The organism is Streptomyces sp. NPDC041713, assembly GCF_055591085.1.
On record NZ_JBVIZY010000024.1, the window covers coordinates 1 to 14,574 of the forward strand.

The following is a 14,574-nucleotide window of genomic DNA, read 5'->3' on the forward strand; positions in this document are numbered from 1 at the left end:
GCGCGCGGTCTGCTCCGCAGACACGACGCGCCGCCGCTACGCGGCGGTACCCCGGCCCCGCTCCGCGAGGCCGGGGCCGGGCAACTCCGTTGCCCGGCACACGAATTGCTCCGCAATTCGTGTGTCTGGGATTCGCTCCGCGAATCCCAGAGTGAAATCCGCTCCGCGGCTTTCACAAAAGCCGCAGCAAAAGCAGCGGGCCCGCGCGCGTAGCTGACGAGTCGTCAACTTTGGTCCCCCTGGCGGAATTTGACACCCCATAAATTCTACGCCGCGAATCCCACAGCCGAAACATATTCGTACTTCCCCCACTGAGACCCGAGGTCCACAATGACATCGACCCACGCGTCGTCCAGACCGCCGGCATCTCCTGCTGCCCAAGCCCGGATCAGCATGTCCCATCGCCGAATGTTGAGACTGCGGTACTCCAGCACCCTCTGGAACCTGCGGTCGACCTGGGACTGGTTGAACGGGTGGATCTCCACCCGGGTCCCTCCCCCATCATTCAGCCGGCGCAGCAAATAGCGGGCCACGTTTTGGCGGCGCACCGTGCGGTAGGCGGCTTCGATCTGCTTCAGACTGGAACTGGAGGGGCGTTGTTTACCCTCCAGCCAGGCCTTAATGGTGCGGTCGGTGACGGTTAGGCCTGCCTCGCGTGCTGCCTTGCGGGCATGCTCGGATTTCGTCAGGTAGCGCAGACGTGCCATGAGGCCGCGTTTGGCGGTGATGGGTGTCGCGATATAATCGGTGAGCTGGTCGAGTTGACGTGCCACTGCGTCACTGCCCTTGATGCCGCGAGCCCCGTAATGACCGAAATCACGTGTCCTTTCCGACACTTGCGAGGCTCCCTTCGCGGCGATCTGTATTCCTCCAGAATACCGCAACTTCCTTGTATTCGCAGGGCTGTTGGCTGTTCTCTGTGCTTCTGTGAGAGTTCATTCGGGTGCCGGATTTCTTCTTCTCAGTCGTTGGATTCCCAGTCCACCCGAAGTCGGTACCGCCTCCCCGCGGCATGGTCGATCTGGCTCCTGCAAAGTGATGGAACGGTCGCGGCGGGATCACGTACGGCGAGACCGGTGGTCTAGGTGTGGTGCACGCCAAGCTGTGCTCCAACGGCAAGATCACCTCTCGTGCCCCAGCCGGATGACGCAGCTTTGATGGCTGCATGAGTCCACAGCATCCGGGCGCAGCATCGAAGAGCGAAGAGCGGCACGTCGCATCGATACGTGCCGCTCGGTGTTGCACGGCCTGTGACTGGGTGTCAGGTGGGCCGGGGGTCCGTGGTTACCTGCAGTTGGGTACGTTTCCGTATGCCTTGACGTAGCGGGCGGCGACCCAGCCCTGCGGGGTCTTCACCTGGTACCAGGTGCGGTTGCCGCCGACCGGCTGGCCGGCCTTCTTGCAGGTGAGGGCGATGGCCTGGTTCTTGCGGTAGGTGCCGGTGGTCCGCGAGGCGGTGGTCGGCCGCTGGCGTACGTTGATGCCGGCCTTCGCCGTGACGACGCCCTTGACGGTCTTGGGGGGCGCTGCGAGGACGGTGAGCTGTGCCTTTGCGACCCACTTGCCGCAGCCGATGCCTGCGACGGTGACCCGCTGGACGCCGGGCGCAGCCTGGGTCTTTGCCTTCGCGTAGCCCGAGTAGGCCGGCGGGTTCCCGCTCTTGGACAGGGCGGTTGTCTGTTCGAAGGCGGGGGATTTCGCCTGTACCGCCCGGCATTCCTTGGGGGCTCCTGCGACCTTGACCGTGACCATGTCTCCGCGCTGGATGGTGCTTGGGGTGACTGTTGCCCTCGGTGCTGCCGCGGGTGCCGGTGCGGGGGCCGGCGGCGGCTCGGTTGCCGCCTGTGCGGAGCCGGTGAGCACGGCGGAAGTGAGCGCGACCGTGGCGCAGCCCGTCACTGCCTTACGAAGCATCATGTCGTTTCTCCCTTTTCTTGGCACTGGCCTTCAAGGCAGCCGAAGTTGTGCCCTGGGGGAAAGGTAGGTTCGTCCGGCGGGGTATCGGGTGTTACGCACCGTGGGGCAGTCGTTGAATCACCAGAATGTAGGAGCCGGTACGCTGTGTGATTCCTCGATATGTGGACTTCTGGGTTCGAGCTGATTATGAGAAGGCTTGCATTGTGGGGTCCTCGCTGCTGGTCCGGTCCGGTTGTTTTTCTGAGGTGTCAGGGTGTGGCGGAGCGTCGGGGGATGACTGCGGTGACTCATGCGGAAGCCTTTGCCGCCGCCCGATCTGTGAGAGGCGTCGGGGGTGCTTGTGTGCAGGTCACCTACCCTGTTCGTCATGAACCGTTGGGAAGAGCTGACCGGTGGGGTGTCCGGGGAGGATTACGCTGCTCGGTTTGCGGCGTTGGCGGGCAGTGGCCGGGACGTGCATGGTGAGGCGCGGTTGTGTGCCGCGCTGGTGCCTGACGGGGCGCGGGTGTTGGATGCCGGGTGCGGGACGGGGCGGGTCATGATCCGGCTGGCGGAGCTCGGGTATGACTGTGTCGGGGTCGACGTGGATGCTTCCATGTTGGCGGTGGCGCGTCGGCAGGCGCCGGAACTCCTGTGGATTCAGGCGGACTTGGCCTCGTTCGAGCTGGCTGCGTCGGGGGTCGCGGCGGGCTTCGATCTTGTGGTGGCCGCGGGTAACATCTTTCCGCTTCTTGCTGCGGGTACCGAGGCCGTGGTGGTGGGCCGTTTGGCCGCGGCTTTGCGTCCTGGTGGGCTCATGGTCGCCGGTTTTGGGCTGGATGAGGCCCATCTGCCGGTGCCGCCCGGTATCTCTCTGGCGGAGTACGACGCCTATTGTGCTGCGGCCGGTCTGGTGTTCGTCGATCGTTTCTCGACGTGGGGTGCCGATCCCTATGAGGGGGGCGGTTATGCCGTCAGTGTTCATCGGGCGGGTGGCAGCTGACTGCGGGCCTGGGCCGGGCCTGGGAGGCCCGCCGCCCCAGGTGCGGTGTGTCCCGGGGTGGCGGGCCTTGCCGTCCGGGGCGACGGGCCTTGCCGGCGCTGTGTCGCGGGTGAGTGTGCTTGTGCGTGTGCGCCGGTTACGGCCGGTCAGGTGGCTGGTGTCGTCAGCGGTAGTAGATGGGCATGATGCGCTGGCTGTCGTCGCACCACACCTCGTTGTAGCCGTTCGCCTTGGCGTTGGGGAGTTCTGAGGCCTCGCATGCCGCCTTGGAGGGGTAGGCCTCGGCTCCGACGGGCACCCAGCCGGCGCCGGGAGGTCCGGCGGCGTAGGCGGTGGCACTGGTCAGTGGAATGGTGATCGCCGCGGCTCCGACAGCGAGACCGACACCGATACGGGTACGGGTGCGCCACGATTTCACTGGTATCTCCTTGCTCTTTTCTGCGCCTCTGAGGTGGTCACGCTCAGGGGTCGGGTGAACCGACCGTTCCACCCTGGTGTCTGGGCTCTGCTCGGTTCCAGGGACTCGGGGGCAGCTTCGCGGAAGCGAAGGGGCACGAGGTCTGCCCCCGTTGCGTGCGGTGGCTGGCGGCAGGCGGCTGGTGTCCGGCGGGCAGCGGGCGGTGTGCCGTTCGGTGGCGGACCGGCGGGTGGGGTGTGTTCACTGGCGTACGTCGTCGTCGTGATCTTGGGGCAGGGTGTATCGATGAGTTCATGGGATGCCGCGTTGGATGCGGCCGGGGTGCGGGGCGGACAGCTGCGCGCGGACTTCACGCGTCAGCGGCGTGTGGTGGCGCGGTACCGGTTTGCCCAGTACGCGGCCGTCCGGCTGCTGCTGCCGGGGGCTGTCGTGCCTCATGTGGTGGCGGCGACCGCGTTCATGCATCACACCGACCATCTCCTGGACCAAGGTGGGTCGTTGGAGGAGCGGTCGGCCGCGTACGAGTGGTGGGTGAAGCACGTTGGCGAGGCGCTGGTGACGGGGCGCAGCGAGCACGGCGTGCTGCGGGCGATGTCGTACACCTGCGGGGTGTATCCGCAACTGGCGGGGCTCGTTGAGGAGTTCCTCGAGGGCGCGGGGGTCGAGCTCGACTTTGCGGGCTTTGGTACGGAGGAGGATTACCAGCGTTACGTCGAGGCGTACTCTCTGCCGGCGTTCATGGTGGTGGCCCATGTGATCGCGCCGACGGCGGATGCGGTCGGCTATCGGAAGGCCTGCCGTTCGTTCATCGACGGCAGTCAGCGGTTGGATTTCGTGAATGACCTGGCCGAGGATCTTCGGGTCGGCCGTCTCAATATTCCGCGGAGTGTGCTGGATCGTCACGGGGTGGGGCGGGGCGATCTGGTGGCGGGGCGGCAGGTGGCCGGGGTGGGTGATCTGATCGGCCGGGAGCTCGATGAGGCGTGTGCCTGCCTGGGTGCCGGGCGGGCGATGGTCGGGTATCTCCCTGTCGCCCATCGTGCGTTGGGGCGGGCGTTGATCGGGATGGAGGAGGCGACGGCGGAGGCGGCTCGGGCGAAGGGGGCCGGGCTCCTTGTCTCTTCGGCTCGGCCGGCTGCGTTCAGGGCTCTGGGGCTGCTGGCGCGTGAGTATCGGCGGCGCGGGCGAGGGTGACGCTCCTCCCCTCCCCTGCTCCCCCTATTGCCGGGCGCCAGGTGTCGGGCACCTGGTGTCGATGCCGGGCTGTCGTTGGGGGCTCTATCCGTGCAGCGCCGTCGCGCGGCGGCAGGTCGCGCGGGGTCGGTGGCCGTCGCGTCCTGGGTGGCACCGGTACGGGTCAGCCCAGGGCCGTCAGGACTGCAACTGCCAGCAGCGTCCGGCCTGCGGATCGGGCGTGGCGGGAGGCTCCGTCACAGGGACTGGATGGCGATGTGCCGGTTGTGTGCATCGAGGATGACGACGCTCCTCGCGATGCCGTGGCCGTCGTCTCCGTCCCACCAGACTTCGAAAGTGCCGGCGAGATTCTTGGCCTGGCTCCGAGAGGTGTAGTCGGTCTTTATCTCGACGTCGTAGTCGGGGCCGACGAGTGTCACGGTGAAGAGCTGGTCGGCATGTCGGGCCAGGGCTCCATGTCCCTCGGCGCGTGCCCACGCCCGGAAGTTTCGCAGAAGTGCCGGATTGGTTTGCTTGTCACTCAGGGGATGAGCCGGTGGATTCTTCGGGTCACCCAAGACTCCGTCACGGCAGCCCTTCACCCAGGAACCGCGATCCCCATGGGCGTGGGTGTCGGCGTCTAAGGCTCGGCGGGTACATCCGCCGTGTACGACTTCCCGCACCGCCGCGCCCTTGCCGCCCTCGTCGTAGACCCTGCGGCCTTCGGTGTACCCGGCGACGTAGGCGCCCTTGAAGTCGGACTCTGGCTCAGTCTGTGCCCCGGGCGAAGGGGAGGCATGCGTCTTTGCGGGCTGTGGCGCGCCGTCGGCTCCGCATGCCGGGACGGCGAGCATTCCCACCGTCACACCGGCGGCTGCGGCGGCATACCGCCAGCCATGTCTCTTGCCCTCGCCTGCACTCATCTCGTGCTCTCCAATCGGTTGGGCGACGCGATGAGGTAGAGCTTTGCGGCCGCGTGTGTCCTTTCCACGCATAAGTTACGGCACCAAGATCGGCGACGCGTGGGCCAGGAGGCTCCACCCCTCCCCCTGCAGAAGGGTGCAGCCCGCAGGGATTTCGGACGCGACAGGAAAGGAGCGTGCGATGAGCAGGCGGCATCTGCAAGGCGAGGAAGAACCGGCGTGGAGTTCCTTCACGTGGGGGCAAAGTTCTTGGCCGCAGCCGGAGTTACCGGCCTGGGCGTTGTCGCGGGGGCGGCCGCCGTCATCGGACGGCGGCCGGGTGGCCTGGGGTCTGAGGGGTCAGGGCTTTTCGAGGAGGGTCTTCAGGTGCGACAGCATCATGGTCCAGCCGCCGCTGACGCCTTCGAGCATCTTGGAGTCGGGTGTGGTGAAGCCGTCGTGGGTGATGGTCAGTTTCATGCCCAGGGCCGGGTCTTCGGCCGGTTCGATGTCGAAGGTGACCTTGGAGCGTTCCTTGGCCGCCTCGGCGAAGTCCTCGTCGCTCATGCCGAACATTTCCTGGTGCATCGGCTGCAGCGTGTGCCAGGTGTAGGCGAGTCGCCTGCCGGGCTGTGACTCGGTGACGACCTGGCCGAGGTCCTGGGGTTCGCCGCCGTCCTCGACGGGCCACAGCACCTTGGAGCCGACCTTCCAGTCGGAGGAGGGTGCCCAGCCGCCGTGGTACTGCTTCAGGAATTCGGGGGTGGTCAGTCCCTCCCAGAGCTTTTCGGGGGTGGTGTCGATGTAGATGGTGTAGACGTAGGCGGGCTTGTTCATCGCTGTTCCTTCCAGGGCGTGCTTCAGGTTTTCGTCCGCAGGGGCGGGCTCTGGGGGGGCGCGTTGGCCAGGGGCCGGTTTTCGTCAACTCGCCTTGCTGTTACGGGCGGTACGGGGCCAATCGGCCGGCGTCGGTCGACGGGAGGCGAGTGAATTTGTCACAACGCGACCCGGGTGCAGGTGAGTTCGGCCTCTCTGCTTTGTTCCCGACAGTACGTCACCTTCGGGCGCGGAATGCGGCATTGTCCGGCGCGCTCTTCGTTCTGTCTTTGATCGGCCTTCTCCAACCTCGTTCATTCTCTTCGTCTCTTTTCTTTCTGTCGCCTGCTCAGGTGGGCTCTTCCGGTCCCCTTATCTCTGTTCTCTGGGCGAGTTGAGGTGGGTGCCGGGTTGGTTGGTCCAGCCCTGGGGCCGGGGAGTGCGGGACTCGCGCGCGCGGATGTGACCGGCTCAACACCGTACGCCTTATGCCTGATTTGGGGGGAAAGTTACCTTTTTGTGTTGCCCAGTTTCGTGTGAATTGGTCGCCTTGGAGGCGTACGGGGAGTTCTGTACTCATCGCAGGTATATCCGGTGGAATGACCGGCACCGGTGCGGTCGTGAGTCACTTTTCCCGTGCTTCGTTCCGTGAAATGTGTCACGTCGGGGTGCGTGGTGCCGGGAGGCGCCGTTGTGCGCATTTCCGTTCCGGGGAAAGAAAGTTGAGTTATTCGATCTTTGCGTGCGGGGCCGCTCCCGGGGCCGGGGGGCGGGGCCACGTATTCGTCTTTCGAATTCTTGCCTTGTTCCGTCCGGGCTTTCTCGCTTAACGTCACCGTCAATCCCGGGCTGAACGCCGAATCCTGCCGCTGCCCGGAAGCCCTTCCCACCCACTCACTTACGCACGGCAGGAGCGGGGGACCCAGGTAAGCGCCGTTCCGGGATTCCGGCATGGCTCGGGGTGAAGTCGCATGCAGTGCGACCGGACATCTCCCGTCCGAACCCGACAGCTCACCTCGCAGGCGACGGAGAGGAATTCGTCATGCCCGCAAAGGGAAAGCACCGCCGTCCCAAGTCCAGCTCGCTGCACCGGGGCATCGCCGCCGCCGGCACGGGCGGGGCCGTGCTCGTCCTCCCGGTGCTCGGCGCGACCGGCGCGAGCGCGGCGCAGGCCGCTCCGGCCGTCAAGCCCGCCGCGGCCCCCGGCACCTACGTCGTCGCCGCGGGCGACTCCCTCTCCAAGATCGCCAAGGACCACTCCGTCAGCGGCGGCTGGAAGAAGCTCTACGAGGACAACCGCGGCGTCCTGGGCGGCAACCCGCAGCTCATACGCCCCGGAGTCAAGCTCACCCTCGCGGGCAAGGGCTCCGAGCCGGCCCAGCGCGCCGACCGCTCCGCGCGCGATAAGGCGGCCGCCCAGCCCGCCGTCGCCCCGGCGAAGAAGACCTACGCCAACAACCTCGACGGGTGGATCAGGGAGTCGCTCGACATCCTGGCCCAGCACGGCATCCCCGCCTCCTACGAGGGCATCCACCGCAACGTCATGCGCGAGTCCTCCGGCAACCCGATGGCCATCAACAACTGGGACTCCAACGCCGTCGCCGGCACGCCCTCCAAGGGACTCCTGCAGGTCATCGGCCCCACCTTCGACGCCTACCACCTGCCCGGCACCTCCACGGACAGCTACGACCCGGTCGCCAACATCACCGCCGCCTGCAACTACGCGGCCGACCGGTACGGCTCGATCGACAACGTCAACGGCCCCTACTAGGAGCCACCGGGAGCACCCTCTCCCCTCCCCCGCTCCCGCCCCGAGCCCCGGCACACCCCCCGCGTGCCGGGGCTCGGGCATGTCCCGGCCCCGCGCAGGCGTCGCCGAGGGCGGGGGCGGGTACCCGGTCGGGGTGCGGCAGGCGGCGGGTGGGGCCGATGGCTGGTGTGATGAAGGGGTGAGTCTGCGGCGGCCGGGCACCCGGTCGGTCACGGGTCAACCGACGATGACGGACGGGAACGCATCATGGCTGTACGGCACCGACTGATCGAACGCCCGCCGCGCGATGTCTGGGCGGTCCTGGAGGACGGCACCCGTTATGGCGAGTGGGTGGTCGGCACCCACGAGTCCAAGCCCGTCGACGACGCGTGGCCGCAGACGGGATCGCGTATCGAGTACACCGTGCGGCTGGGGCCGTGGGAGCTGTCGGGGCACACCATCGTGCGCCGGTGCGAGGCTCCCCGCCTGCTGGAGCTGGAGGTCGACAGCGGCCGGCTGGGCACCGCGCGCATCTCCATCGACGTACGGCCCTGGGGCGAGCACACGCTGGTGATCCTGGACGAGCATCCGCTGCGCGGCCCGGGCGGGCTGCTGCACTCCGCGGCCGTCGACGTCCTGATCCAGGTGCGCCACCGCGCCATGCTCGCCCGCCTGGCCGACGTCGTCGAGCACTCCCCGCGCCGGCCGGCCCGTGCGGCGCACTGAATCCCCGCCCGCCGGCCATCTCACCGGCCCGCCCGCACGGCGGGCTGGGCGACGCGAGGGAAGCAGGAGGCGCTCATGCCGGACGCGGTAGTGATCGGCGCGGGCCCCAACGGCCTCGTCGCCGCCAATCTCCTGGCCGACGCCGGATGGAGCGTGGAGGTCCTCGAGGAGCAGCCCGAGCCCGGCGGCGCCGTGCGCAGCGACCGCGGTGTCTACCCCGACTACGTCAGCGACCTGTTCAGCGCCTTCTACCCGCTGGCCGCCGCCTCCCCCGTTCTTGCGGGCCTGCGGCTCCACGAGGAGGGGCTGGCCTGGAGCCATGCCCCCAGCGTGCTGGCGCACCCGCTGCCCGACGGGCGGTGCGCGGTCCTGGAGCGGGGCGGGCAGGACACCGCGGCCGGGCTGGAGGCCTTCGCCGGCGGGGACGGGGATGCCTGGCTCGATCTCCACGACATCTGGGAGCGCCTGGGCCCGGACATCCTCGGTGCCCTGTTCACCCCCTTCCCTCCCGTACGGTCCGCGGCCCGTATCGCCGCCCGGCTACGCGCCGCGGGCGGACTCCGGCTGGCCCGCACGCTGCTGCTGCCCGCCCGGCGCCTGGGCGAGGAGGAGTTCCGCGGCGAGGCGGGCCGGCTGCTGCTGGCGGGCAACGCGCTGCACGCGGACCTCTCCCCCGAGTCGGCGGGCAGCGGCGGCTTCGGCTGGCTGATGTCGATGCTCGGCCAGAGCCACGGCTTTCCCGTCCCCGTCGGCGGGGCCGGCGCGCTCACCGCGGCCCTGGTGCGGCGTCTGGAGCGGCGCGGCGGGGTGCTGCGCTGCGGCGAGCGGGTCCAGGAGATCGTCGTGCGCGGCGGGCGGGCCGTAGGCGTGCGCACCGCCGCCGGCGAGGCGGTCGCCGCCTCGCGTGCCGTGCTGGCCGACGTGTCCGCTCCCGCCCTGTACGGGCACCTGGTCGATGCCCGGCACCTGCCGGGGCGGCTGCTGCGCGATCTGGAGCGGTTCCAGTGGGACTTCGCCACCTTCAAGGTCGACTGGGCGCTGTCGGGGCCGGTGCCCTGGAGCGCGCCGGAGGCCGGGCGGGCGGGGACGGTCCATCTGGCCGACGGTGTCGACGGGCTCACCCGTTTCGCCGCGCAGATCGCCATGGGCCAGGTGCCCGACCGGCCCTTCCTGCTGTTCGGCCAGATGACCACGGCCGATGCCTCGCGCTCCCCGGCCGGCACCGAGTCGGCCTGGGCGTACACCCACATCCCGCACCGGATCAAGGGTGATGCGGGCGAGGAGGGCCTGAGCGGGCTCTGGGACCGGCGCGAGCAGGAGGTCATGGCCGACCGGATGGAGGCCGAGGTCGAGCGGTGGGCGCCGGGCTTCCGCTCCACGATCCGCTCCCGGCGGCTGCTCGCGCCCACCACCCTCGAGGCACTGGACGCCAACCTGCACGGCGGTGCGATCAACAACGGCACCACCGCGATGCACCAGCAGCTGGTGTTCCGCCCCACCCCGGGCACCGGCCGGCCCGAGACGCCGGTGCCCGGGCTCTTCCTCGCCTCCGCCGCCGCCCACCCCGGCGGCGGCGTCCACGGCGCGCCCGGCGCCAACGCCGCGCGCGCCGCCCTGCGCGTGCGGAGCCCCTCCGACTTGCTCAGCCGCGCCCAGCGGGCCCTCGACCGGCGGGACCGGAAGGGCGGGCGCACCGGCGGGTCCTGAAGGGGACACCGGCGGGGTTCTGCAGCGGGCTCCGGTGCCGCCTCCGTACGTGCTCGGTGGTCCGCTGGGGCTGGTGAACAGGCCGGGAGCGGGCGGGTGCGGGGCGGCGGCGTCAGCTCCGCTCCGCCGACACTCCACTAACGGGCGAATAGCCCCCTACCTGGGGCATTGGCGGATGTACTGGCCTCTTCCGGCAACTGACGTTTCTGTACTGGAGTGACATGCGTACCCGTAATCTCCCCCTTGCCCTGAGCCTTGCCGCGCTTGCCCTGGCCGGCAGCGCCGGAAGCGCCGCCGCCATCGGCGACGACACCGGCACGCAGAGCGCGAGCGGCAACGGTGCCGAGCAGGCGTTCGGCAACAGCGCCAGCGAGGGGAATCTGAGTCCGCAGGCGCACCTGGTCGGTGGCTCGCTGAACAAGCTCTGCGCCGGCGTGCCGGTCAAGGCGAACGTGGGCTCCCTCGTCGGTCTCGTGCCGATCGCCGTTCAGGACATCCCCATCCTCTCGGCGCCGCAGAACCAGCAGTGTGTGGAGAACTCCACGCAGGCCAAGGAGGACGAGCCGCTCTCGCACCTCCTCAGCGACATCCCGGCGCTCTCGGGCAACGGCACGAACAACCACTGATCCCACGCGCTGCGCGTGCCGGCACCGCCCGGCCCCGCGCAGCGCACCAGCTGCGGGCACAGGACGCCGAAGGGCGGTCTGTGCCCGCAGTGCGTTCCGCCGGCGATCCGGTCGCCGCGGGCCGGGGCGGGCTGTTCGGGGTTCTGGCCGGGGGCTGCTCGGGCTGCTGTCCGGGCGGCAGCCTTCCGGGAGTGGGCGGCGCAGAAGTGCCCGATTCGCCCGTGGAGGAAATCTGTATCGGTGACAGTAGACATTGGCTCGTCGTGGGGTTACTGTTTTCTCGTACCCACGAAGTCGAAGAGGGCACGGCAGAGGCGAACTGCCGTGCATGCAGGTCAAGCAGGACAGCAGGTCAAGCAGGAGGCGGAACGGCAGTGGAGCGTCGGGGCCGGAAATGGTGGGGTCCCGAGGCTGGCTGCCGGGCCGAGCGGCCCCAGGGGCCGCGCGCAGTACCCGCGGTATCCAGCAGTACGAGGAACACAGCAACAAGTAACAAGTAACCGAGTGAGGTAAGGAGCAGACGCCATCAGGATCGCCCGGGCAGGCAGGCACGTTCGCCCGGGTACCGCAGGCCCCGGATTGGAAGGTGGTCCCCGGTCACGCAACCGCGATCCCCGCGCCTCCGCTCTCCCAGGCGGACCCGCGGAAAAATGAGACCGGCGCAGTCGGCCGGTAGATGGTGTTGAAAGCTCGGGGCCCGGGTGCCGTACGGCATCCGGGCCCCTCGACGCGTCCCTGAAAGAAGAGGTCTATGCCCCCTCGCAGTACCAGCCCCGTCGACAAGCTCGACGACGACGACTATCCCGCCTACACCATGGGCCGGGCCGCCGAGATGCTCGGCGCCACCCCCGCCTTCCTGCGCGCCCTCGGCGAACACCGGCTGATCACCCCCCTGCGCTCCGAGGGCGGCCACCGCCGCTACTCCCGCTACCAGCTGCGGATCGCCGCCCGCGCCCGCGAACTCGTGGACCAGGGCACCCCCGTCGAGGCCGCCTGCCGCATCGTCATCCTCGAGGACCAACTCGAGGAGGCCCAGCGCATCAACGAGGAACTGCGCACCCAAGCCGCTCCCACCTGAGGGACCACGGCGCCCCTTCCCGGCGGACGGGGCGGCCGCCCCGGGAGAAGGCACGTCCACCACGAGGGCGTACGACAACGCCTTCCGCATGGCGCACCGTTCGAGAGACGAAGAGCCCGTCCCCTGCGCGTGGGGGCCGGGCTCTTGGCGCCTCCCGGCCGGAAAAGGGGCAAAGGGGCCGGGCGGGTGTGGCGGGCCGTGTCAGACGCCGGCCGTCTCCCGGCACTCGACGTGGCCCCAGCCGTGCGCGTTCTTGGCGATCTTCTCCCCCGCCTCGTAGCTCTTCGTGCAGTGGCAGCGGCCGGGGAACTTGGCCTTGATGACCGCGCCCGAGCCGCTCTTGCCCGCCCGGCCCGCCGCCTTCTTGGAGGCGCGGGGCGCGGGGGCGGCGGTGGTGCGGTCCGCGCGGGGCTCGGGGATGGCCGTCGCGCCGTGGGCGGTGCCCGCGGGCTCCTGGGTCGTGGCGGCGTCGCTGGCCGCGACGTCGGCGATCGCGTTGAGGTGATCGCCGTCCACCTGGTGGGCGGCCACGTGGCGGAACGTCACGGCACGGCCCTGCAGCAGCGCGTCGATGCGTACGACGAGGTCCTTGTTGGCGACCGGCTTCTTGGCCGCGGTCAGCCATCCGTTGCGCTTCCAGGAGGCGATCCACTGGGTGACCGCGTTCATGGCGTACTGGCTGTCCATCCGCACCTGGAGCGGCACGTCCGGGTCGGTGGCCTCCAACAGCTGGGCCAGCGCGGTCAGTTCGGCGACGTTGTTCGTGGCGTGGCCCAGCGGGCCGGCCTCCCAGCGCAGCGGGCGGGCCTCGGCGTCGGCGACGACCCAGGCCCATGCGGCGGGCCCGGGGTTCTTCTTCGCCGCTCCGTCACAGGCGGCAATGATCAAGTCAGGCATGCCCCGATGATTTCATCCGCCGCGCCCCCGGCCGCCCACCCCGCCCCGCCCCGCCCGCCTGGTGTCCCTGCGGTGCTCTCACCGCCCGGAGCAGTGCGGGCCTCTCGCCGCCGCCCGGGCCCGCGGTCATTCGGTGGCCTCCGTCGCCGCGCCCAGGCCGACCTCGCTGACCCCCTCCAGGCGCGCCAGGTCGGCCACCAGGCGGTGGGGCTGCGCCGTGCCCGCCAGCCGCAGGCGCACCCAGGCCCGGCCCGGCGGCGCCTCGTCGCGCAGCACGCGTACCGCCTCCACCCGGAAGCCCGCATGCGTGGTCAGCTCGAGGACCCGGCCCAGCAGGCCCTGCGCGGTGTCGTAGGCGAGGGTGAGCTCCAGCTCCCTTGGCCGGGGGGTGCGCGGGATGCGGTCCGTGAGGTGGGGCAGCCCGCGCACCACGAGGAAGTGCACGGCGGTGGCCGCGGCGCCCAGCAGCGGCAGCCCGCCGCCGCACGCCATGCCGATGCCGCAGGCCAGCCAGATGGTGGCCGCCGTGGTGAGGCCCTGCACCGCGTCGCGTTTGACGAAGATCAGGCCGCCGCCGATGAAGCCGATCCCGGAGACGATCTGCGCGGCCACCCGCGAGGGGTCCAGGGAGACCTGCCCCATGTGGGCGGCGGCGCCGAAGCCGTGCACGGAGACTTCCATGAACAGGGCGCTGCCCACCCCGACCAGGGTGTGCGTGCGCATGCCCGCGCTTTTCTGGCGGGCCTCGCGCTCCACCCCGATCAGCAGGGACAGCACGAGGGCCAGGCCCAGTTCGGCGAACTGGCGGGCGCCCTGCCCCGCACCGGTATCGAAGAGGGGGGCGGCGTTGGAGTGCAGGGCCTCACCGGTCGACAACATGCCCCAATTGTTCCACTCCGGGCGGCGGGGGCGGGCAGCGGCGCGGGGTGGGGCAACCGTGCGGGGTGTACGGGGATTTGGGGCCGGCGCACCCGGGGCTCCGCCCGGCCGGCACCGGGGCCGGCACATGGCCGGTGGAGCGGGCGTCAGGCCGGGTGGGCCTCGCGCCAGGCCGCCATGGAGCGGTTCCACTGCTCGCCGTCGAGGGCGGTGAGGGAGGCCGGGAAGAGGCCGTCCTCCTCCTTGGCGATGTGGCGGTGCAGTTCCCCGACGGCCTCGGTGAGGGTGGCTACGTCGGCGGGGTCGGACAGGTCCAGGGCGGGCAACAGGGCCTCCAGTTCGCGGTGTTCGCGCTCCAGAGCCTGGATGTAGTGCGCGTACTCGGGGTCGGTGCGCATCACCGCGAACAGGCCGTTCTCCTCTCCCCTCCAGTGCGCCCGCAGTTCGCCGGCCATCACCTCCACCAGCGCCTGGGCGCGGACAATCTCCCCCTGGCGCAGGGCGCGCAGCGCGTCTCCCGCGGCGTCGGTGACCCGCTCGTGTTCGGCGATGAACTCCTTGATCAGGGGGATCTCCCGGCAACCGCAGTAATGGCACATGGAGCCGTTTGTAGGCAGCGGCCCCCTCCCCCGGCGCCGCGCCACGCACATACGGCGGCGGCCTTCACCCGCGCGCGGGCGCACCGACGGCGGCCGGGCGGGGT

15 protein-coding genes and 1 riboswitch are annotated in these 14,574 nt (G+C 69.9%); of the genes, 7 read left to right on the forward strand and 8 right to left on the reverse strand.

From position 1 onward, the window contains the following. Positions 1 to 266: 266 nt before the first annotated feature. Both ACZ6CV_RS36565 and ACZ6CV_RS36570 read right to left on the reverse strand, forming a co-directional pair. Positions 267 to 836 carry a transcriptional regulator gene (locus tag ACZ6CV_RS36565; RefSeq protein WP_469256154.1) on the reverse strand — a complete coding sequence of 190 codons (570 nt, stop codon included), beginning with the start codon at positions 834 to 836 and terminating at the stop codon, positions 267 to 269. A gap of 448 nt (positions 837 to 1,284) precedes the next feature. Further along, positions 1,285 to 1,917 (reverse strand): SH3 domain-containing protein, encoded by a 633-nt coding sequence (locus ACZ6CV_RS36570; RefSeq protein WP_469256156.1) that lies wholly within the window; start codon positions 1,915 to 1,917, stop codon positions 1,285 to 1,287. Positions 1,918 to 2,284: 367 nt separating this feature from the next. Between ACZ6CV_RS36570 and ACZ6CV_RS36575 the strand changes: the two genes are divergently transcribed. After that, positions 2,285 to 2,899 carry a class I SAM-dependent methyltransferase gene (locus ACZ6CV_RS36575; RefSeq protein WP_469256158.1) on the forward strand — a complete coding sequence of 205 codons (615 nt, stop codon included), beginning with the start codon at positions 2,285 to 2,287 and terminating at the stop codon, positions 2,897 to 2,899. A 163-nt stretch (positions 2,900 to 3,062) separates the two neighbouring features. Here ACZ6CV_RS36575 and ACZ6CV_RS36580 read toward each other — a convergent pair whose 3' ends face one another. Continuing rightward, entirely contained in the window at positions 3,063 to 3,317 is a 255-nt protein-coding gene (locus ACZ6CV_RS36580) for a hypothetical protein (RefSeq protein WP_362377268.1), read from the reverse strand. A 285-nt stretch (positions 3,318 to 3,602) separates the two neighbouring features. On the opposite strand from ACZ6CV_RS36580, the gene ACZ6CV_RS36585 reads away from it, so the two are divergent. Beyond that, positions 3,603 to 4,511 carry a squalene/phytoene synthase family protein gene (locus ACZ6CV_RS36585; protein WP_469256159.1) on the forward strand — a complete coding sequence of 303 codons (909 nt, stop codon included), beginning with the start codon at positions 3,603 to 3,605 and terminating at the stop codon, positions 4,509 to 4,511. 236 nt (positions 4,512 to 4,747) lie between these two features. Here ACZ6CV_RS36585 and ACZ6CV_RS36590 read toward each other — a convergent pair whose 3' ends face one another. Both ACZ6CV_RS36590 and ACZ6CV_RS36595 read right to left on the reverse strand, forming a co-directional pair. Further along, complete coding sequence (locus ACZ6CV_RS36590) at positions 4,748 to 5,413, reverse strand: hypothetical protein (RefSeq protein WP_469256161.1); 666 nt, start codon at positions 5,411 to 5,413, stop codon at positions 4,748 to 4,750. A 339-nt stretch (positions 5,414 to 5,752) separates the two neighbouring features. Continuing rightward, complete coding sequence (locus tag ACZ6CV_RS36595; protein ID WP_469256163.1) at positions 5,753 to 6,229, reverse strand: SRPBCC family protein; 477 nt, start codon at positions 6,227 to 6,229, stop codon at positions 5,753 to 5,755. A gap of 856 nt (positions 6,230 to 7,085) precedes the next feature. Further along, positions 7,086 to 7,248: riboswitch (cyclic di-AMP (ydaO/yuaA leader) on the forward strand. Positions 7,249 to 7,250: 2 nt separating this feature from the next. Here ACZ6CV_RS36595 and ACZ6CV_RS36600 point away from each other — a divergent pair. From ACZ6CV_RS36600 to ACZ6CV_RS36620, 5 genes are all read left to right on the forward strand, one after another. Further along, positions 7,251 to 7,979: a transglycosylase SLT domain-containing protein gene (locus ACZ6CV_RS36600; protein WP_469256165.1), complete on the forward strand. Its 729-nt coding sequence runs from the start codon at positions 7,251 to 7,253 to the stop codon at positions 7,977 to 7,979. A gap of 246 nt (positions 7,980 to 8,225) precedes the next feature. After that, positions 8,226 to 8,684 carry an SRPBCC family protein gene (locus ACZ6CV_RS36605; RefSeq protein WP_469256167.1) on the forward strand — a complete coding sequence of 153 codons (459 nt, stop codon included), beginning with the start codon at positions 8,226 to 8,228 and terminating at the stop codon, positions 8,682 to 8,684. Positions 8,685 to 8,759: 75 nt separating this feature from the next. Further along, a complete protein-coding gene (locus ACZ6CV_RS36610) occupies positions 8,760 to 10,391 on the forward strand; it encodes a phytoene desaturase family protein (protein WP_469256169.1) in 1,632 nt (543 codons plus the stop codon). A 221-nt stretch (positions 10,392 to 10,612) separates the two neighbouring features. Then, positions 10,613 to 11,017: a rodlin gene (locus ACZ6CV_RS36615; RefSeq protein WP_469256171.1), complete on the forward strand. Its 405-nt coding sequence runs from the start codon at positions 10,613 to 10,615 to the stop codon at positions 11,015 to 11,017. A gap of 751 nt (positions 11,018 to 11,768) precedes the next feature. Beyond that, positions 11,769 to 12,095, forward strand: coding sequence for a MerR family transcriptional regulator (locus ACZ6CV_RS36620; protein ID WP_469256173.1), 327 nt, complete (start codon positions 11,769 to 11,771; stop codon positions 12,093 to 12,095). A gap of 201 nt (positions 12,096 to 12,296) precedes the next feature. On the opposite strand, the gene ACZ6CV_RS36625 is transcribed toward ACZ6CV_RS36620, so the two are convergent. The 3 genes from ACZ6CV_RS36625 to ACZ6CV_RS36635 all read right to left on the reverse strand — a co-directional run bounded on the left by ACZ6CV_RS36625 (position 12,297) and on the right by ACZ6CV_RS36635 (position 14,470). Then, a complete protein-coding gene (locus ACZ6CV_RS36625) occupies positions 12,297 to 12,992 on the reverse strand; it encodes a ribonuclease H family protein (RefSeq protein ID WP_469256175.1) in 696 nt (231 codons plus the stop codon). Positions 12,993 to 13,118: 126 nt separating this feature from the next. After that, a complete protein-coding gene (locus ACZ6CV_RS36630) occupies positions 13,119 to 13,871 on the reverse strand; it encodes an MgtC/SapB family protein (RefSeq protein ID WP_469256177.1) in 753 nt (250 codons plus the stop codon). A 146-nt stretch (positions 13,872 to 14,017) separates the two neighbouring features. Continuing rightward, positions 14,018 to 14,470, reverse strand: a complete 453-nt coding sequence (locus ACZ6CV_RS36635; RefSeq protein ID WP_469256179.1) for a hemerythrin domain-containing protein — start codon at positions 14,468 to 14,470, stop codon at positions 14,018 to 14,020. Positions 14,471 to 14,574: the final 104 nt, after the last annotated feature.